Source organism: Amycolatopsis sp. NPDC005232 (genome assembly GCF_040607795.1).
Lineage (GTDB): Bacteria > Actinomycetota > Actinomycetes > Mycobacteriales > Pseudonocardiaceae > Amycolatopsis.
Genome location: NZ_JBEXHL010000033.1, coordinates 68,929 through 87,019 on the forward strand (window position 1 = coordinate 68,929; position 18,091 = coordinate 87,019).

Annotated in this window: 15 protein-coding genes and 1 pseudogene; 10 read left to right on the forward strand and 6 right to left on the reverse strand. The window is 70.0% G+C overall.

Annotated features, from left to right (window positions below):
* Positions 1-259: 259 nt before the first annotated feature.
* Positions 260-1,513: a glycosyltransferase family 4 protein gene (locus ABZU76_RS40835; protein WP_354880392.1), complete on the reverse strand. Its 1,254-nt coding sequence runs from the start codon at positions 1,511-1,513 to the stop codon at positions 260-262.
* Between the two features lie 79 nt (positions 1,514-1,592).
* Between ABZU76_RS40835 and ABZU76_RS40840 the strand changes: the two genes are divergently transcribed.
* Positions 1,593-3,395, forward strand: coding sequence for a sugar-binding domain-containing protein (locus tag ABZU76_RS40840; protein ID WP_354880395.1), 1,803 nt, complete (start codon positions 1,593-1,595; stop codon positions 3,393-3,395).
* A gap of 76 nt (positions 3,396-3,471) precedes the next feature.
* Here ABZU76_RS40840 and ABZU76_RS40845 read toward each other — a convergent pair whose 3' ends face one another.
* From ABZU76_RS40845 to ABZU76_RS40855, 3 genes are read right to left on the reverse strand one after another with little or no spacing between them, the layout of a single operon-like run.
* Complete coding sequence (locus tag ABZU76_RS40845) at positions 3,472-3,960, reverse strand: glutathione peroxidase (RefSeq protein WP_354880398.1); 489 nt, start codon at positions 3,958-3,960, stop codon at positions 3,472-3,474.
* Positions 3,961-3,976: 16 nt separating this feature from the next.
* A complete protein-coding gene (locus ABZU76_RS40850; RefSeq protein WP_354880401.1) occupies positions 3,977-5,515 on the reverse strand; it encodes a glycoside hydrolase family 57 protein in 1,539 nt (512 codons plus the stop codon).
* Complete coding sequence (locus tag ABZU76_RS40855; RefSeq protein ID WP_354880404.1) at positions 5,512-6,285, reverse strand: class I SAM-dependent methyltransferase; 774 nt, start codon at positions 6,283-6,285, stop codon at positions 5,512-5,514. The genes ABZU76_RS40850 and ABZU76_RS40855 overlap by 4 nt, the downstream gene beginning before the upstream one ends.
* A 53-nt stretch (positions 6,286-6,338) precedes the next feature.
* Here ABZU76_RS40855 and ABZU76_RS40860 point away from each other — a divergent pair.
* A pseudogene (locus ABZU76_RS40860) lies at positions 6,339-6,765 on the forward strand (hypothetical protein).
* Here ABZU76_RS40860 and ABZU76_RS40865 read toward each other — a convergent pair.
* On the reverse strand, positions 6,746-7,582 hold the full coding sequence (locus ABZU76_RS40865) for a DegV family protein (protein WP_354880407.1): 837 nt from the start codon (positions 7,580-7,582) through the stop codon (positions 6,746-6,748). The pseudogene ABZU76_RS40860 and the gene ABZU76_RS40865 sit on opposite strands and share 20 nt — an antisense overlap.
* Before the next feature lie 243 nt (positions 7,583-7,825).
* Between ABZU76_RS40865 and ABZU76_RS40870 the strand changes: the two genes are divergently transcribed.
* From ABZU76_RS40870 to ABZU76_RS40885, 4 genes are all read left to right on the forward strand, one after another.
* Positions 7,826-8,611: an electron transfer flavoprotein subunit beta/FixA family protein gene (locus ABZU76_RS40870; protein ID WP_354880410.1), complete on the forward strand. Its 786-nt coding sequence runs from the start codon at positions 7,826-7,828 to the stop codon at positions 8,609-8,611.
* A gap of 28 nt (positions 8,612-8,639) precedes the next feature.
* On the forward strand, positions 8,640-9,599 hold the full coding sequence (locus ABZU76_RS40875) for an electron transfer flavoprotein subunit alpha/FixB family protein (protein ID WP_220237584.1): 960 nt from the start codon (positions 8,640-8,642) through the stop codon (positions 9,597-9,599).
* Between the two features lie 163 nt (positions 9,600-9,762).
* Positions 9,763-10,545: a GNAT family N-acyltransferase gene (locus tag ABZU76_RS40880; protein ID WP_354880413.1), complete on the forward strand. Its 783-nt coding sequence runs from the start codon at positions 9,763-9,765 to the stop codon at positions 10,543-10,545.
* A complete protein-coding gene (locus ABZU76_RS40885; protein ID WP_354880416.1) occupies positions 10,542-11,447 on the forward strand; it encodes a lysophospholipid acyltransferase family protein in 906 nt (301 codons plus the stop codon). Before ABZU76_RS40880 ends, ABZU76_RS40885 begins: the two co-directional genes overlap by 4 nt.
* A 522-nt stretch (positions 11,448-11,969) precedes the next feature.
* On the opposite strand, the gene ABZU76_RS40890 is transcribed toward ABZU76_RS40885, so the two are convergent.
* Entirely contained in the window at positions 11,970-12,875 is a 906-nt protein-coding gene (locus ABZU76_RS40890; protein WP_354880419.1) for an NADP-dependent oxidoreductase, read from the reverse strand.
* Positions 12,876-13,024: 149 nt separating this feature from the next.
* Here ABZU76_RS40890 and ABZU76_RS40895 point away from each other — a divergent pair, with 149 nt between their 5' ends.
* The 4 genes from ABZU76_RS40895 to mnmA all read left to right on the forward strand — a co-directional run bounded on the left by ABZU76_RS40895 (position 13,025) and on the right by mnmA (position 18,083).
* Positions 13,025-14,311: a LuxR C-terminal-related transcriptional regulator gene (locus tag ABZU76_RS40895; RefSeq protein WP_354880422.1), complete on the forward strand. Its 1,287-nt coding sequence runs from the start codon at positions 13,025-13,027 to the stop codon at positions 14,309-14,311.
* 45 nt (positions 14,312-14,356) lie between these two features.
* Positions 14,357-15,727 carry an MFS transporter gene (locus ABZU76_RS40900; RefSeq protein ID WP_354880425.1) on the forward strand — a complete coding sequence of 457 codons (1,371 nt, stop codon included), beginning with the start codon at positions 14,357-14,359 and terminating at the stop codon, positions 15,725-15,727.
* Between the two features lie 64 nt (positions 15,728-15,791).
* Complete coding sequence (locus tag ABZU76_RS40905; protein WP_354880428.1) at positions 15,792-16,988, forward strand: cysteine desulfurase family protein; 1,197 nt, start codon at positions 15,792-15,794, stop codon at positions 16,986-16,988.
* 3 nt (positions 16,989-16,991) lie between these two features.
* Positions 16,992-18,083 (forward strand): tRNA 2-thiouridine(34) synthase MnmA, encoded by a 1,092-nt coding sequence (mnmA, locus tag ABZU76_RS40910; protein WP_354880431.1) that lies wholly within the window; start codon positions 16,992-16,994, stop codon positions 18,081-18,083.
* The last annotated feature ends 8 nt before the right edge of the window (positions 18,084-18,091 follow it).

An 18,091-nucleotide genomic window follows, 5' to 3' on the forward strand; every position in this document is an offset into this window, starting at 1 on the left:
CCGGACGAACCAGTCACTCGCCGCGTTCAGGTAGGCCTACCTACTGCTTCCCCTATTGTTTCGCGCGCGGCGACGGACGGATGCTTCGAACACCCCACCGAATATCCAGGGAGCCGTCATGACCAGCAGACCCAGAGCCGCCGTCGCTGCTTTGCTCGCAGTTTTCGCCCTTGCTCTCACCGCAGCGCCGGCGGTTTCGGCGCCCGCGCAGGCGCACGCCGCCTGCGTTCGGCCCTGCCACTTCTGACGGCGGGCCCACTCAAAGTTCGAACGCGTTGCCCGTCGCGATCTTCGGGCGTCCCAGCTCGATTGGCTCACCCATACGCGCGCGCCGGTAGACCTCCGCGGTCGCCTCGGCGATGCGTCCCCAGTCGAAGTCCGCCGCGAGGCGCGACTGGGCCGTTCGTGCGCGCCGGGTCGCGGCGGCGGCGTCGCTCAGGACGGTGGTGACCGCCGTGGCCAGTCCCGCGACGTCGCCCGGTTCGAAGGCCAAGCCCGTCTCCCCGTCGACCACCACCTCGCCGAGGCCGCCCGCCGTCGACGCGACGAGCGGTGCCTTCGCGGCCGCGGCCTCCAGGGCGACGATCCCGAACGGTTCGTACCGGCTCGGCAGCACCACGGCGTCGGCAGCGGCCAGCAGCGCGCGCAGGTCACGGTCGGGCAGGTGGCCGACGAAGTCCACCGCGCGGCGAATCCGCAGCTTGCGCGCCTGCGTGACCAGCTCGTCGTGGTGTCGCCCCTTACCGGCGACGACCACGCGCGTGCCCGGGAACTGGCGACGGATGCGGGGGAGCGCGGCCAGCAGATCCTGCACGCCCTTCTCCCACTCCAGCCGACCGAAGAACAGTAGGAACGGCGCGCCGTCGGGGCTGTGCCGGTCACGCATCTTCGCCACCTCGGCGGCCGAGACGCGCCAGCTGCGTTCTTCGATGCCGTTGTGGATCACGGTGACGTCGGCGGCCTCGATCTCGAACAGGTGCGCCACTTCCTTGCGCATCGCCTGCGAGCAGGTGATCACGGCGTCGGCGCGGTTGGCCAGCCACCACTCGACGGAATGCACCTGCTGGTTGAGTGGGTGCGAAAGCCAGCCCGAGTGCCGGCCGGCTTCGGTCGCGTGGACGGTGCCGACGAGCGGCACGCGCGCGGCCTCAGCGATGGCGATCGCCGGGTGCGTCACGAGCCAGTCGTGCGCGTGGACGACGTCGGGCTGCCACGTGCGCAGCAGGTCCTGCGCGGCGCGGATCATGGCGTGGCCCATGGCGAGCGTCCAGGCGACGAGGTCGCGCTCGAACGTCAGGTGCATCGGGTCCTCGGCCACGCGAATCAGCCGCACGCCCTCGACGTCGCGGTCGCTGCGCGGGTGCGTGGAGGCGTCGGTGCCGGCCTGGTGGCGGCAGAGAACCACCACGTCGTGGCCCTGCTGGGCAAGGTGCCGGGCCAGCGCGTGCACGTGCCGGGCGAGCCCGCCGATGACCACGGGCGGGTACTCCCACGACAGCATCAGCACGCGCATGGGCAGAGGTTACTCGCCAGTTGCTTCCGCCGGGCGGCCCGGCTGGCGCCGCCTTCGATCTCTGTCACCATCGGAGGTGATGACTCCCAGCCAGCCTGAGTGGCAGCGCGCGGACCCGCCCCTGACGACGCCGTGGACCGACCTCGTCAGCCCCTCCGACGTGCTCCCCGAGTACCCCAGACCGCAGCTGAAGCGGCCGCGGTGGCTGAACCTCAACGGCGTCTGGGACTACGCGGGGTGGCCGTCGTCGCCCGAGGAACCGCGCCCCGTCGGCTACGGCGAGCGCATCTTGGTCCCCTTCGCGCCGGAATCGGCACTCTCGGGAATCAACCGGCGCGACGAGGTCCTCTGGTACCGGCGGCTGTTCGAGATTCCCGACGACTGGCGTGGTGAACGCGTGCTGCTGCACTTCGGCGCGGTCGACCAGACGGCGAAGGTCTGGGTGAACAACCAGCTCGTGGTCACCCACGAGGGTGGCTACGCGGCGTTCGAGGCGGACGTCACCGATGCGCTGCGTGCGTCCGGGCCGCAGGAGCTGACCGTTCGCGCCGAGGATCGCACCGACATCTCGCCGTTCCCGCTCGGCAAGCAGCGCAACGCACCGGGCGGCATCTGCTACACGCCGATGTCCGGGATCTGGCAGACGGTGTGGCTCGAAACTGTGCCGTTCGAGCGCATTGAGGACCTGGAGATCACTCCGGACCTCGCGGGCTTCACCGTATCTCCCCAGGTCAACGGTGGTGCTCAAGTCGAGCTGAGCGTTTCGCCACCCAGCGGCGACGAGATCGTCAGCGTTCGTGGGGCCGCCGGCACGAGGTTGCGGGCGGACGTCCCGGAGCCCCACTGGTGGACTCCCGATGATCCGTATCTCTACGACCTCACCGTGCGCCTGCTCGACCACCACGGCGAGGTGCTCGACGAGGTCACCAGTTACGGCGGACTGCGCACCGTGGAGCTCGTCCCGGACTCCGCCGGCCGGCCCCGCATCGCCCTCAACGGCCGGATCACCTTCCTCCACGGCCCGCTCGACCAGGGTTATTGGCCCGACGGCGGCTACACCGCGCCCACCGACGACGCCCTGCGTTTCGACCTCGAGAAGACGAAAGAGCTCGGCTTCAACTTCGTCCGCAAGCACGTGAAGGTCGAGCCCGCGCGCTGGTACCACTGGACCGACCGGTTGGGGCTGCTCGTCTGGCAGGACATGCCGTCGCTCGTGGCGTCGTTCGACGGGCCGCCCGGGCCGGCGCCGGACCCGGTGCCCGAGGGCAAGGGACGCTTCGAGGCGGAGCTGCGGGAAATGGTGCGGCAGCTGCGGAACGTGCCGTCGATCGTCGCGTGGGTGCCGTTCAACGAGGGCTGGGGCGAGTTCGACACGGCGGGGATCGCCGAGCTCGTGAAGGAGCTCGACCCGACTCGCCTCGTCGTGGCCAACAGCGGCGTCAACTGTTGCTTCTCCCGCACGGACACCGGCGCAGGCGACGTCTACGACGACCACACGTACGTCGGCCCCGGCGAGCCGCGCGTGCAGGGCCACCGGGCGCTCGTCGACGGCGAGTACGGCGGCCTCGGGCTCGTCCTCGACGACCACCGCTGGCCCGGCCCGCCCAACGCGTACGAGATGACCGCTGACGCCGATCACCTCACGCGCCGTTACGCGGAGCTCGGCACCCGACTGGAGTCCCTGGTCGGCGAACTGGGCCTCTCAGGGGCGATCTACACCCAGACCACGGACGTCGAAAACGAGGTCAACGGCCTCCTCACCTACGACCGCCGCGTGACCAAACTCGACGCGGACGTCGCGGCGGCCCGCAACCGCGCGGTCATCGCTCGGGGCTCGGTCCCGGCCGTTGAAGCCGCTCAGGAGCCACAAAACCCCAGCTAGAGACGTTTTGCCGCTGAACGGCGACGCGAAAGGGCGGGAGCCCAACGGAGTCCCCGCCCTTCGCCGGCCGTGAAAATCAGGCAGGCACCACGGCCTCGATCGCCTTCACCACGGTGTCGTCCTCGGGCTCGGTCCGCGGACGGAACCGGCCCACGACCTCGCCGTCGGAGTTGATCAGGAACTTCTCGAAGTTCCACTGCACGTCGCCGGAGTCACCCTCGGCGTCGGCGGTCTGGGTGAGCGTGGAGTACAGCGGGTGACGGTCTTCGCCGTTCACCTCGACCTTCTCGAACAGCGGGAAAGTGACCCCGTAAGTGGTGGAGCAGAACGTCTGGATCTCGTCGGCCGTCCCGGGCTCCTGGCCGGCGAACTGGTTGCACGGGAACCCGACGACGGAGAAACCCTTGTCGCCGTAGCGTTCCTGCAGCCGCTCCAGGCCGGTGTACTGCGGGGTCAGGCCGCACTTCGAGGCAACGTTGACCACCAGCAGGGCCTTGCCGCCGAGCGCGCCCAGGGTGGTGTCCTCACCCGAGAGCGTCTTCAGCGGGATGTCGCGAATGCTCATTCCTTCGGTGTCCCTTTCACTTGTGTGGCAGCAGCTGTCGTGCGTCCAGCTGTCCGAACGGTCCATCGGCGCGGCGATACTCCGCCGCGAGCTCGTGCGCGCGAGCGCGAGCGCGGTCGCCGGAGCGCAGCAGCTCCGCGAGCTCGTCGAAACGCGAGGTGTGCACGCGGGCGCGCCGGCGCGCGTAGTCCGCGGCGGAGTCCTTGGTGACCATGAACGCCCAGTCACTCGACAACGCCAGCATCGCCTCCGCGACGGCCTGGTCGGCCACGGTGTCGCGAGCGGTCCCCCCGCGCTCCCCGAAGTGCCCGGAAACGAGGTCCAGCAAGCGTTTCTGCAACGCCGTGTTGTCCTGCACCATGTCGGCCACCTGCTCGCCGTCCCACACGCGCCAGTCCTTGCCCGAACCCCACGACGATGCCGGCAGGTCGATCGGCGCCCCCACGTGGCCGGCCTCCAGCGCGCCCTTCAGCGTCGTCACGCGCACGCCCACCTCGGGCAACGCGCGCAGAACCCCCTCGAGCCACGCGGGACCCTCGTGCCACCAGTGCCCGAACAGTTCCGTGTCATACGCCGCGACCACAAGCGACTCACGCCCATGCTGCGCCCGCAGCGAACGCAGCCGCGCGACGACCGTGTCGACGAAGTCCTTCACATGCGTTCCGAGCACGTCGGCCGCGAGCGCCGGATCGTACGGCGCCTTCTCGTGCGGCGGCACCTGCTTGCCGGTGACGCGCGACGCCTTCAACCCCACTTCGTGCGCCCACGTGTGGAAATCGCGGTACGTGGCGTGGCCGGGGTAGCCGGCTTTCGGCGACCAGACGCGGTACGTCACCTCGAGATCACGCCCGAAACACACCACGTCGGACGAGCCGACCGTGCGCGCCGCCGACGTGTCGCCGTGCAGCGACGGCCCGTCGACCAGGAACCGCTGCACGCCCGCGGCCGCGTAACCCCGCTCCATCCCGGGCTCGTAGCCGCATTCCGGCGCCCAGATGCCCTCCGGCCGCCGCCCAACGCGCAGCTGAGTGTCAGCCAGGCCTTCGCGCAGGGCGAACGCGCGAACGTCCTCGTCCAGCAACGGCTGGAACGGGTGCGCGAGCGGTCCCCCCAGCAGCTCGATCGTGTCACTGTCCACAAGCGACCGCAGGATCGGCGAGAACCCGTGGCGCCAGCGCGTCTCCAGCTCCTCCGTCGCGCGCACGGCCGTCTGGTGCTCGGCCGCGGCCAGGTCGCGCAGGAGCGGGTCGCCGCCCCACAGCGTCGACGCGTGCTGCGCGCGCAGCTGCCAGTGGCCGAGCCAGTCGTGGCAGGCGCGGATTGCGTACGGGTCGTCGAGCTGTGCCGCGAGTACGGGCGTCATGCCGAGCGTCAGGACCTCGCGTCGCCCCTCAGCGGCGAAACGCTGCAGCAGGTCGACGACTGGCAGGTACGAATGCGCCCACGCTTGGTAGAGCCACTCCTCGCCGACCGGCCAGCTGCCATGGTGCGGCAACCAGGGGAGGTGGCTGTGCAGGACGAGGCAAAAAGTGCCTTCCGAGGCGGGCGGAGTCACGGGCGCACCGCCACCGCGACCAGATCGAGGCTCGCGTCCAAGTCGTCACCGCGGACGGAGAAGTCGTCCGCCGCGATCGCCGCGACGTCGGCGAGCAACCCCGTCGGCCACACGACCTGCCCGGGCAGCGAGCCAATCACGACCTCGAGCTGCGCGTCGATGATCGAGCCGCGGTACGTGCGTTCCAGCTCCCGCAGGCGTGCCCCGTGATGCAACCCGTGTAGCGATTGGACGACGAACCCCGCCGCACGCAGCAGACCGTCCAATTCGGACGGTGCGAGCTCCCGCGTGTGGTACGGGTTCAGCGGCGTGTCGGAATCCGGCGTGAATGTGAGCCGGTTCGGGGTCGTGACCAGCAGCTTCCCGCCCGGCCGCAGCACGCGGAAACACTCGGCGAGGAACCCGTCTTGGTCCCACAGGTGCTCGATCACCTGGAAGTTCGCGACCACGTCCACGGATTCGCCACCCAACGGCAAATACGCGAGGTTCGCGCGCGCCACCGCAACGTCGGGGTATCGGCGGGCGACGTGCTCCGTGGTCGGCACGTCGTAGTCCAGCGCCAGCACGCGCCGCGCCGTCTTCGCGATCAGCCCCGCGCCGTAACCCTCGCCGCAGCCCGCCTCCAGCACCGTCGCGCCGGCGCAATAGGGGAGCAGGGCCACGTAGGCGGCTTCGTGGCGACGGAACCAGTAGTTCTCCTCGGGGATGCCGGGGACGGTCCGTTCGCCGGTGAGGTGCAGTGCCTCGGCCCGGGTGGCTGCGTTGGTCACCTGCGCGACCCTAGCGCGTGTCACGTTCCTGACCGCCGTCTCGTTCCTGCCCTATGCAACGGACCCTCACGCGCGTACTGCTGGTGCTGCTCGGCGTCGTCACGGCGGCGACGGGGCTGTGGCCCACTCCTGTCGCCCCTGGGCTTCTACCAGGACTTTCCCGGCTTCCGTCACGGCTGGGTCAGCATGGACGGAGCGTTCGACGAACACCTCATCCGCGACTTCGGCGCCCTCAACCTGGCGCTGGCGGCGACGCTGATCGGCGCCGCCGTGATCGGCACCACAGCCGTCGCGCGGCTGGCGGCCTTGGCGGCGCTGTTGTTCGCCGTGCCGCACTTCGTCTACCACCTCGGGCACGTCGGCCACTTCGCGACCGTCGACCAAGTGATGATCCTGTCAACGCTCGCGCTGGGCGTGGTGATCCCGCTCGTGGTGCTGTTCGTGCCGGAACGGAACCAGGTCAGGTCGGCGACACCGTGATGCTCAGCGCGCCCGGGCCGACGTGCGCGCCGATCACCGTGCTCGCGTCGCCGACCACGACGTCCGTGATCCCGGGAATCCGGTCCCTCAGGCGTCGCACGACCTCGGTCTCGTCGGAGCCGAAGCGAGTCACGGCGACGTCCACGCACTGGTCGCCCGCGGCCTTCACCGCGAGGTCGACGAGCCGGTTCATCGCGCGCTTCGTGCCGGGAACGCGAGCCAGCGGCGAGACCTCGCCGTTACGGACAGTGAGCAATGGCTTGATCGAGAACGCCGTACCCACCAGCGACTGGGCGGCTCCGACGCGTCCCGTGCGCCGGAGGAACTCGAGCGTGTCCACGTAGATCAGCTCGGTGGCGGCGCGCACGCGGCGCTCGGCGGCTTCGAGCACGCGCGCGAGCTGACCCCCGGCGCCGGCTACGCGCGCGGCCGACACCGCTGCGTAACCGAGGCTCATGCTGGCCGTTCCGCTGTCGATGATGTGCACGGGGATCCGGACCTGCTGCGCCGCCTCGCGCGCCGCCTGCACAGTCTCCGAAAGGCGACCGGAGATGTGCAGGCTGACGATGGCGGACGCGCCGCGGGCGGCGGCGTCCTGGTACGTCCAGAAGAACGCACCCGGGTCGGGGGGTGAGGTGGTGACGTTGTGGCCGGACTTCATGGCGGCGATGAGCTCGTTGCGGTCGAACCGGTGTTCGTCGTCCGTCTGATCTCCGACGTGCAGCTGGACCTGCACCACGCCGATGCCCCAACGGGCGGCGAGTTTGTCGGGCAGGCACGAGGTCGAGTCCGTGACTACGGCGATGTGCGCGGGCATGGTGCGGGAGGTTAACCCCTGTCGGCCTACTGCCAGTAGCCCACCGTTGGTCCGATCGGGCGAGCGGTGTGCTGGACGGGTTAACCGGCGGACTATCGGGACGATGGTCCCAAAAGATTGCTCATCCAGGTGAATGCCGTCACCTCGGCGGGTCTCCTCGCCTGAATGGCCCTAATCTACCGGCCAGTAGAGCACTGTCCCGCGGCCGAGAGCCGGCCCCAACCGGGAGGTCGAAGAAGACCCATGACGAATATCGTTGTCCTGGTCAAGCAGGTACCGGACACCTACTCGGAGCGGAAGCTCTCCGGTGCCGACAACACGCTTGACCGCGAATCCGCAGACGCCGTGCTCGACGAGATCAACGAGAAGGCCGTCGAAGAGGCGCTGAAGATCAAGGAGGCGGGCGAGGGCGAGGTCACCGTGATCTCCGTCGGCCCCGCCCGCGCCACCGACGCCATCCGCAAGGCGCTGTCCATGGGCGCCGACAAGGCCATCCACGTCTCCGACGAGGCGCTGCACGGCTCCGACGCCATCGCCACCGCCAAGGTGCTGGCCGCCGCGATCGGCAAGGTCGAGGGTTACGACCTGATCATCGCCGGCAACGAGGCGTCCGACGGCCGCGGCGCCGCCGTGCCGGCGATCGTCGCCGAGCTGCTCGGCCTGCCGCAGCTGACCTACGTGCGCCAGCTGACCGTCGAGGGCTCCAGCGTGAAGGCCGACCGGGAGACCGAGGACGGCATCACCCACCTCGAGGCGAATCTGCCCGCGCTCGTGAGCGTCGGCGAGAAGATCAACGAGCCGCGCTACCCGTCGTTCAAGGGCATCATGGCCGCGAAGAAGAAGCCGGTCGAGACGTTCACCGTCGCCGACCTCGGCATCGACGCCGGCGAGGTCGGTCTCGCCAATGCGTGGTCCACCGTGCTCGAGTCGTCCCCGAAGCCGCCGCGCACTGCCGGCGAGAAGGTTGAGGACGAGGGCGACGGCGGCACCAAGGTCGCCGAGTACCTGGTCGCGCAGAAGCTCATCTGAGACACGGTTTCGAGGAGGATCACGAAAAATGGCTGAAGTACTCGTCCTCGTCGACCACGTCGACGGTGATGTCAAGAAGGTCACGCTCGAGCTGCTGACCGCCGCCCGCGCGCTGGGTGAGCCCTCGGCCGTCGTCGTGGGCCCCACGGGCACCGCGGCCAAGGCCAAGGAAGCGCTCGCCGGCCACGGTGCCGCGAAGGTCTACGTCGCCGAGGGCGACGACGCCACGAGCTACCTGGTGACCCCGAAGGTCGACGTGCTGACGAAGCTCGCGGAGCAGGCCTCGCCGGCCGCCGTGCTCGTCGCCGCCAGCGCCGAGGGCAAGGAGGTGGCCGCGCGCGTCGCCGTGCGGCTGGGCTCCGGTCTGCTCTACGACGCGGTGGGCGTGAACGCCGACGGTTCGGTGGACCAGTCCATCTTCGGTGGCGCGTTCTCCGTGAAATCCAAGGCTGCCAAGGGCACGCCGGTGATCTCGGTGCGTCCGGGTGCCGTCGAGGCCGAGGCCGCCGACGGTGCTGCCGCCGAGGAGACCGTCGAGATCCCGGCGCAGGACGCGGCGAAGTCCGCGAAGGTGACCGGAATCGAGCCGATCGTCGGTGGCGACCGTCCGGAGCTCACCGAGGCGTCGATCGTCGTCTCGGGTGGCCGTGGTGTCGGTTCGGCGGAGAAGTTCGACGTCGTCGAGAAGCTGGCCGACTCGCTCGGCGCCGCTGTCGGGGCTTCGCGTGCGGCCGTCGACTCCGGCTACTACCCGGCGCAGTTCCAGGTGGGCCAGACCGGCAAGACGGTGTCGCCGCAGCTGTACATCGCGCTCGGCATCTCCGGCGCGATCCAGCACCGCGCCGGCATGCAGACGTCGAAGACGATCATCGCCGTCAACAAGGACGCCGAGGCTCCCATCTTCGAGATCGCCGATTTCGGCATCGTGGGCGACCTGTTCAACGTCGCGCCGCAGCTGACGGAGGCCGTCGACAAGCGCAAGGGCTGAGGTTTTCCCGCTTCGAAGGCCGCTGGGCGATGTGCCGCTCAGCGGTCTTCGGCGTTTGTCGGACCCTGAGAAAAGCCTGAGAACCTGCAATTAACTCAACGTGCACTAATCGGTCATCGATTGGCACTCTCCGCGGTTTCCAGGTCGCAGGTACACAGTGTTCATGACGTCGTCTCAGCTCCTCGTCAGCACTGATCAGGCGGGTGTCGAGCTCCCGGCCGATGCGCCGAGGTACTCCCTGCTCGTGGCCCACGCGAACGAAGAAGTGCTCGCCGCGCAGAAGCTGCGGCACCAGGTTTTCGCCGAGGAGATGGGGGCCCACCTCAATTCCCTGAAGCCCGGTCTCGATGTCGACTACTTCGACGAGTTCTGCGACCACCTCGTGGTGCGCGACGACAAAACCGGCGACATCGTCGGCTGCTACCGCATGCTGCCGCCAGAGCGCGCCTCGCAGGCCGGCAGCCTGTACTCCGACAGCGAATTCGACCTGACGGCCCTTTCCAGCCTGCGCTCGACGCTCGTGGAGACCGGCCGCTCCTGCGTGCACCCGGACCACCGCAGCGGCGCCGTCGTGAGCCTGGTCTGGGCGGGGATCGCGCGGTACATGCTGCTTTCCGGCCACCGCTACCTCGCCGGCTGCGCGTCCGTGCCACTGAGCGACGGCGGCAGCTACGCCGCGGGCGTCTGGGATGTGTTGCGCGCCAAGCACTACGCCGACGAGTCGCGCCGCGTTTCGCCGCTGCACCCGTGGAATTCAGGCTCCGTCGCCCGCCCCGATCGCGCCGTCCTTCCGCCGCTGATCAAGGGCTACGTGCGGCTCGGCGCCGAGGTCTGCGGCCCGCCGGCGCTCGACGAGGACTTCGGTGTCGCCGACTTCTTCGTCCTGCTCGACTTGCACAAGATCGACGAGCGCTACCTCAAGTTCTTCCTCGGAGTGCAGGTATGAGCCACGCCTGGATGCCGACGTCCCCCTGCGGCGACGGCTGCCTCACCGAAGGTGCCGCCACGGTCTCGTTCCCGCGTCGCGTGCTGCGCTTCGCCTCGGCGATCGGCGTGGTCCTGGCGGCCCTGCTGACGGCGCCGCTGCTGCTCGTGCTGCACGGCCGGGGCCGGGAACGCCTGGTCCGGACCATTTTCCGCTCGGTGCTGCGCGCGTTCGGCGTGAAGCTGGTCGTCCGGGGCGGCGCCGACTTCCTCGCCGCCCCCGCCGGCCGAGGTGCGCTGGTGGTGAACAACCACATCTCATGGCTGGACATCGTCGCCATCAACGCCCTGCGCCCCATGCGCGCCCTCGCGAAGGTCGAGATCGGCTCCTGGCCGGTCCTCGGCACCCTCGTCCGCGGCGGCGGCAGCATCTTCTTGGACCGCGAACGCCTCCGCACCCTGCCCGACACCATGACCGAGCTCGCCGACTCCCTCCGCTCCGGCTCGCTCGTCAACGTCACCCCCGAAGGCACCACGTGGTGCGGCCTCGCCTCCGGCCGCTTCACAACGGCAACCTTCCAGGCCGCCATCGACGGTGGTGTGCCCGTCCGCCCCATCGCCCTGCGCTACCGACTCGCCGACGGCCGCGAGACCAGCATGCCGGCGTTCATCGGACCGGAGTCCCTCATCGCCTCCCTTCGGCGAGTGGCCTCCCTGCGTGGCCTGGTCCTCGAGGCGCACGTCTGCCCGGAGATCGCCCCCGGTCGTGCGGAGGACCGTCGCTCGCTGGCCGCCCTTGCGGAGGCCTCGGTGCACTCGGCTCTCGGGACGGTCCGGATTCCGGCCCAGGGTCGCCGGCGGGTGTCTCCGGCTTCTCCTGCCAAGGCTGCCGTCGAGACGGCCGAGGCGCACCCGGTTCACTGAGCTGGCTTTGTCGTTTGACCTGCAGGTTCGCAGGTGTCGCCACTGAACGGCGACACCCGCGAACTGCGTTTTGCTCCGATGTGACCCTCGTATGCCTCGGCCACGGGCGTCACTGACTGGCGAAACCCTGCATCGACCCTTGACCGACTTCGGATCCGTACTGGCCGCCACACGCCGAACTCGCTCTAGTCGCCGCTGGGCGGCGCCTCGCTGAGTCGTCGCCACTCAGCGGCAAATCGCGTACGCGGGCTCCCAACTCACCAAGAGAGGTGATTTCCCAAGCCGGAAACCGGCCTTCCTGCGCGTCGCCACTCAGCGGAAACGGCGGCGAGCGCCCCCCAGCCAACCTCCGGAGAAGACCTCAGCCAACAGACCCGACACCATTGCCGTTCAGTGGCAAAACTCTCTGACCAGGAAATTATGCCAAGAAATCGGCTTGATGATCGGCGACCTCCACACGATCAGGTGGAGCGCGTCTCAACCGAATCGCTGTCCGGCTGAGACGGCCGACCCCACAGATCGTCAGGAAACGACGATCGTGATCTTCCCTCCCGGATGCCCCGCCTGGCTCTCCTCCTGCGCGGCCGCGGCCTCCTCCAACGGGTAGCTCGTCCCCTGTGCGATCTGCAGCCCGCGCCCCGCGTACTCGAGGATCTCCTCCAGCACCTCGGGCTTCTGGTCGTCCGCGCCACCGGCCGAGAACGGCAGCCCGAGCTCGAACGCCGCCCCGTCCGCGATGGTCACCACCCGCTCCTTCGACCCGCGCAGCTCCACGGAATCCGGCAGCACGCCGTGGCCTGACGCGTCGAACACCGCGTCCACCGGCCGGTCCGCCGCCTCGCGGACGCGCTCCGGCCAGCCGTCGCCGTAGAGGACGGGGATGGCGCCGAGCGACTTCACGTCGTCGAGGCTGCGCTGCCCCGCCGTGCCGATGACAGTCGCCCCGAGCGCGACGGCCGCCTGCGTGGCGAAGCGCCCGACAGTGCCGCTCGCTCCGTGGATCAGCAGCAGGTCGCCGGCCTTGACCTCCAACAGCCGCAGGACGCGTAGCGCCGTTTCGCCGGCCACGGGCAACGCCGCGGCGTCCTCCCACGACAGGCTCGCCGGCTTGCGGGCGACGGCCTTGGCCAGCGCGTACTCCGCGTAAGAGCCGGTGGCCGACCACCCGAAGACCTCGTCGCCGACGGCCACTGTCGCGCCGTCGCCCACCGCGTCCACGACGCCCGAGAACTCAGCGCCCGGGACCTGCGGACTCTTCGGCGCGGAGCCCTGGGCCATGGCGCCGCTGCGGACCTTCCAGTCGATGGGGTTCACACCCGCACGCCGCACGGCGACACGGACCTGTCCGGGGCCGGGTTCGGGCAGCGGGACGTCGCTGAGCTGCAGGACGTCCGGGCCGCCGTACGCGGCGAAGGTGATGGCTCGCATGGTTCCTCGTACTCTCGTTCGATTCGGGACGGTCGTTCGTCCTGCTTCGAGTCAACTGTCCCGCGTCGCGATCCGAACCGCTCGGACGAGCAGCGTTCACTATCCGGAAGAGCAGGACCGGTCCCTTCGTACACACCTACCGTGGACACATGGACGCCTCCTGGACGAACCCGGCCCACGTGCTCGACGTCGCCGTGCGCGTCATCTCCGCGCCGCGGCCCGAGATGCTGCCGCGCTTCTCGCAGGAGCTCGCCGCCGTGCTGCCGCACCGTGCGGCCGCGATGCAGACGGGCGACTGCCCGCGCAGCCCGTTCAAGGTCACCGGCGACACGTCCATCACCGGCGCAGTAACCAGCGCGGAGCTGGACCACCTCGCCGAACGGGCCATCCCGGGCGAGGCCGTGGTCCTCGACGGCGTGCTCGCCGGCACCGAACGTCGCCTGATCCTGCTCACCGCTCGCCCCGCCATCGGCAACGGCGCGATGATCGCCCTTGTGCCTTCCGACGCCGAGCCGTCCGTTGAGGCATTGGGACTCGCCGCCCGCCTTTGGCACCTGACCAGCACCGACGCCGGTCAACGCGCCGTCGACCCCGGTCCCGACGTTCTCGCCAGCAACCTCGCCGCCGCGGCCGCGCGCGCCCAGACCGTCACCGACCTCGGCCAGACGCACGCGGCCACGCTCGTCGCACTCCTGGCCGTCCTGCGCTCGGGCCGGCTCGGCGACGCCGCCGCGCGCCAAACGGCGACCGACCTGGCCGCACGCGCGCTCCTCGACCTACGTGCGGTGGCAGACCGTGACCAGGCGCTGTCCGCGGAGTCCGCTCGCGCCGCGTTCGGCGTGCTCGCCGACCAGCTTTCGCCGGTGGTCGGCCACGCCGACGTCGCCGTCGACCTCGTCGCCCCCACCGACGACCGCCAGCTGCGGCAGGACATCGCCCACACGGCGCGCACCGTCACGCGCGGGCTCGTCATCGCCGCCCTCGACCGCCCAGGCACGACTCGCATCCGCGCCTCCTGGCGCCTCGACGGCGCAGCCCTCCGCATCACCGTCCGCGACGACGCCCCCGACATCCCCGACGTCGTCCTCGACCCCGGCCTGACCGAACGCATCACGCCCCTCGGCGGCAGCTGGGAGGTCGACGCCGTCCCCGGCTGGGGCGCGACGATCACCGCCGCACTCCCGCTGGACACCGTCGAAACGCCCGAGCTGCGCCCGCTCGACAGGCTCAACGCGCGGGAGGTCGAAGTCCTGTCGGGCATTTCGCAGGGGCTGCGCAACCGTCAGATCGCCGCGCAGCTGCAGCTCAGCGAGCACACGGTGAAGTTCCACGTGCGCAACCTCCTCGAGAAGCTTGAGGTCAGCTCTCGCGGCGAGGCCGCCGCGCTCGCCCGCGATCTGAGGCTTGATCCGGTCGCGGTGCATCGGACCGCGTGAAATCGACTTGACCTCCATAGCGCTGGAGGTTGCAGGCTGGCGATCATGAGCCGGATCCTCGACGCCCAGCCCCAGCCCCGAAGAAGCGTGCTGTGGAGCCGCGAGCACCGGCTCACGACGATCGGCTTGTTGCTAGTCGTCACGTTGGTGGCCTTCGAAAGCATGGGCGTCGCTACGGCGATGCCCACGCTCGTCGCCGAGCTGAACGGCCTCGCCCTGTACTCGTGGCCGTTCACGACGTTTCTGATCGCCAGCGTCGTCGCGACCGTGCTGTCCGGCCGCATGGGCGACCGCCGCGGCCCGGCGCCCGCGCTCCTGGCCGGGCCGGCGCTGTTCGCCGCGGGACTGGTGGTGGCCGGCAACGCGAAGTCCATGCCGGTGCTCCTGGCCGGCCGCGCCCTCCAGGGTCTCGGGTCGGGATTCCTGCTGGTCGCGGTGTCCCTGCTCATCGCCCTGACGTTCACCGACCGCGAACGCCCCGTCATCTACGCAGTGAACGCCGCCGCGTGGGTTCTGCCCGCGGTGATCGGCCCTTCGGTCGCCGGCCTGATCACCGTCAGCATCGGGTGGCGCTGGGTGTTCCTCGGCCTGGTGCCGCTGGTGGCCATCGGTGTCGCGCTGCTGGTCGTCGTCGTCCGCGGCTTGCCCGACCACGTCCCGGCCATGGAGGCCCGCCGCGCCGGCGTCGTCCCGGCGGTCGTCGCCGCGCTCGGGGTCGCGGCCTTGACGTGGGCGGGTCAGCACCCGTCGCCTCTCGCCCTCGGCTACGGCGCCGCCGGCCTCGTGGCCCTCGGTTTGGCACTTCGGAAGCTGCTCCCGACGGGCACCCTGACTTTCCGCCCCGGCCTGCCCACCGTCGTCGCCTCCCGCGCCCTGCTTTCCGGCGCCTACGCCGGGATGGAGGCCTACCTGCCCCTCACGATGAGCGCTGTCCACGGCTACGGCCCCGCCCTGGCCGGCCTGCCGTTGACGATCACCGCCCTCGGCTGGTCGGCTGCCTCCGGACTGCAGGGAAGGTTCCTCGACTGGTCCCGCGAGGCGACGCTCCGCATCGGCTTCGCCCTGGTCGCCGTGGCTTTGGTGGGCTTCGGCTTCGTCGCGCAGCCCTGGTGCCCGGCGTGGCCGGCCTTCGTGATCTGCGCCATCGGCGGCGCGGGCATGGGCATCGCCATGCCCGCGATCTCCGTCCTCCTGCTCCGCTACTCCCCGGAAGGCGAACGCGGCTTCAACACCTCCGCCATGCAGCTGGCGGACTGGGTCGGCTCGGCCCTGCTCATCGGCCTCGGCGGCGTCCTGCTGGCCGTCGTCGCCTCGGCCGTCCACCCGTCGCCGGCGATGGCGATCCTGGTCGCCGCCCTCGTTCTGCTCGCTTTGCTGGGGGTTCGTGTGACCAGCCGATGGCCGCAGAAGGTGTGACAGGCCACTTTCGCGCCCAGGGTGGACTTCGTCACGGGCTGGAGCGGACTACCCTGATGTGGCGATGACCTATCTCGACCATGCGGCGACCACCCCGATGCTGCCCGAAGCCGTAGCGGCGATGACTGAGGCTTTGTCCACCGTGGGCAACGCTTCCGCGCTGCACTCTTCGGGACGTCGTGCACGCCGCGTTGTGGAGGAATCCCGCGAGATCATCGCCGAAGCCCTGGGCGCCCGGCCTTCCGAGGTGATCTTCACCGGCGGTGGCACGGAGAGTGACAACCTCGCGGTCAAGGGCATCTACTGGGCTCGCCAGAGCGCTGACCCGGGCCGCCGCCGCATCCTGTGCAGCGTCGTGGAGCACCACGCCGTCCTCGACACCGTCGAATGGCTCGAGTCCCAGTGCGGCGCCGAAATCACCTGGCTCGAGGTCGACGACCAGGGCCGCGTCTCGCCGGCCACCTTGCGCGCCGCGATCGACGCCTCGCCCGAGACCGTCGCCCTCGCAACGGTCATGTGGGCCAACAACGAGGTCGGCAGCATCAACCCGATCGCCGAGCTCGCCGCCATCTGCGCCGAGCACGACATCCCGCTGCACACCGATGCCGTCCAGGCCGTCGGCGCCGTCCCGGTCGACTTCGCCACCAGCGGCGCCTCCGCCCTCACTTTGACGGGCCACAAACTCGGCGGCCCGTACGGCGTCGGCGCTCTCCTCCTCGGCCGCGACACCGAATGCACCCCGGTTCTCCACGGTGGCGGCCAGGAACGCAGCGTGCGCTCCGGGACCCTCGACGTCCCGGCCATCGTCAGCTTCGCCACCGCCGTCCGCGTGGCGGCGGAGAGCCGCGCCGAATACGCCGCGCGCGTCGAGAAGCTCCGCGACGAACTCATCGAGGCCGTCCAGCGCGAGATCCCCGACGCGATCCTCAACGGCGGACGCGGCGAGCGCCTGCCGGGCCACGCCCACTTCACCTTCCCCGGCTGTGCCGGCGACAGCCTGCTGATGCTGCTGGACGCCAAGGGAATCGAATGCTCCACCGGCTCGGCCTGCACCGCGGGTGTCGCCCAGCCGAGCCACGTGTTGCTGGCGATGGGCGCTGACGCCGCGGCCGCCCGCGGCTCGCTGCGCTTTTCGCTGGGCCACACGTCGACACTGGATGACGTGACCGCGCTCGCGCGGGAGATCGGCGGGGTCGTCGCCCGGGCGCGGCAGGCGGGACTTGCCGGCATGCGCAAGCAGACCCAGAAGCAAGAGGTGTAAGCGATGCGGGTACTGGCTGCAATGAGTGGAGGAGTCGACTCGGCCGTCGCTGCGGCTCGGGCGGTTGACGCCGGCCACGATGTCGTCGGCGTGCACCTGGCGCTATCCGCGAAACCAGGCACGCTGCGGACGGGCTCACGCGGCTGCTGCACTATCGAAGACTCGCACGACGCCCGTCGCGCAGCCGACATCCTCGGGATTCCCTTCTACATCTGGGATTTCGCCGAGCGCTTCACCGAAGAGGTCGTCGAGACCTTCGTCGGCGAGTACGCGGCCGGCCGAACTCCCAACCCGTGCGTGACTTGCAACGAGAAGATCAAGTTCGAGGCGTTGCTGGAGAAGGCGATGGCACTCGGCTTCGATGCCGTGGCCACCGGCCACTACGCGCGCCTCGCGACGGTTGATGGTGAGCTCGAGCTTCGCCGGAGCGCCGACGAGGGCAAGGACCAGTCATACGTTCTGGCTTCCCTTACGCCCGAACAGCTCGGTCACGCGATGTTCCCGCTGGGCGACTCGTGGAAGTCCGACGTCCGCGCCGAGGCGGAGCAGCGTGGCCTTTCGGTGGCTCACAAGCCGGACAGCCACGACATCTGCTTCATCCCCGACGGTGACACCAAGCAGTTCCTCGAGAATCGACTGGGGCAGCGACCGGGTCAGCTGGTCGATGCGGAGACCGGAGCCGTTCTCGGGCAGCACACGGGCGTGCACGGCTTCACCGTCGGCCAGCGCAAAGGCCTCGGCATCGACGCGCCGGCCACTGACGGGCGACCCCGGTACGTGCTTTCGCTCGAGCCTGTTTCGGGCACGGTGAAGGTCGGGTCGTCGACCGGCCTTGGCGTTGACGTGATCGAGGCTGACCGGGCGATCTGGCCCAGTGGTCGCGCGCTCGACGGTCCGACCGAATGCGTCGTGCAGGTTCGTGCGCACGGTGGCATCGCCGAAGCGGTGGCCGAGACCGACGGCGAGCACGTCAGCGTCCAGTTGCGCGAGCCGCTCCGGGGCGTTGCTCCGGGGCAGGTCGTGGTCTTGTACCGACCGGACGCCGGTGCCGGCGATCTCGTCCTCGGCAGCGCGAAGATTTCCAGTACGCGCTGACCTCGTCG

Coding starts and splice junctions, on each gene's coding strand:
- ABZU76_RS40835 (WP_354880392.1), bottom strand. CDS start 1,513: ATGCGCGTGCTGATGCTGTCGTGGGAGTACCCGCCCGTGGTCATCGGC.
- ABZU76_RS40840 (WP_354880395.1), top strand. CDS start 1,593: ATGACTCCCAGCCAGCCTGAGTGGCAGCGCGCGGACCCGCCCCTGACG.
- ABZU76_RS40845 (WP_354880398.1), bottom strand. CDS start 3,960: ATGAGCATTCGCGACATCCCGCTGAAGACGCTCTCGGGTGAGGACACC.
- ABZU76_RS40865 (WP_354880407.1), bottom strand. CDS start 7,582: ATGCCCGCGCACATCGCCGTAGTCACGGACTCGACCTCGTGCCTGCCC.
- ABZU76_RS40870 (WP_354880410.1), top strand. CDS start 7,826: ATGACGAATATCGTTGTCCTGGTCAAGCAGGTACCGGACACCTACTCG.
- ABZU76_RS40875 (WP_220237584.1), top strand. CDS start 8,640: ATGGCTGAAGTACTCGTCCTCGTCGACCACGTCGACGGTGATGTCAAG.
- ABZU76_RS40880 (WP_354880413.1), top strand. CDS start 9,763: ATGACGTCGTCTCAGCTCCTCGTCAGCACTGATCAGGCGGGTGTCGAG.
- ABZU76_RS40885 (WP_354880416.1), top strand. CDS start 10,542: ATGAGCCACGCCTGGATGCCGACGTCCCCCTGCGGCGACGGCTGCCTC.
- ABZU76_RS40890 (WP_354880419.1), bottom strand. CDS start 12,875: ATGCGAGCCATCACCTTCGCCGCGTACGGCGGCCCGGACGTCCTGCAG.
- ABZU76_RS40895 (WP_354880422.1), top strand. CDS start 13,025: ATGGACGCCTCCTGGACGAACCCGGCCCACGTGCTCGACGTCGCCGTG.
- ABZU76_RS40900 (WP_354880425.1), top strand. CDS start 14,357: ATGAGCCGGATCCTCGACGCCCAGCCCCAGCCCCGAAGAAGCGTGCTG.
- ABZU76_RS40905 (WP_354880428.1), top strand. CDS start 15,792: ATGACCTATCTCGACCATGCGGCGACCACCCCGATGCTGCCCGAAGCC.
- mnmA (WP_354880431.1), top strand. CDS start 16,992: ATGCGGGTACTGGCTGCAATGAGTGGAGGAGTCGACTCGGCCGTCGCT.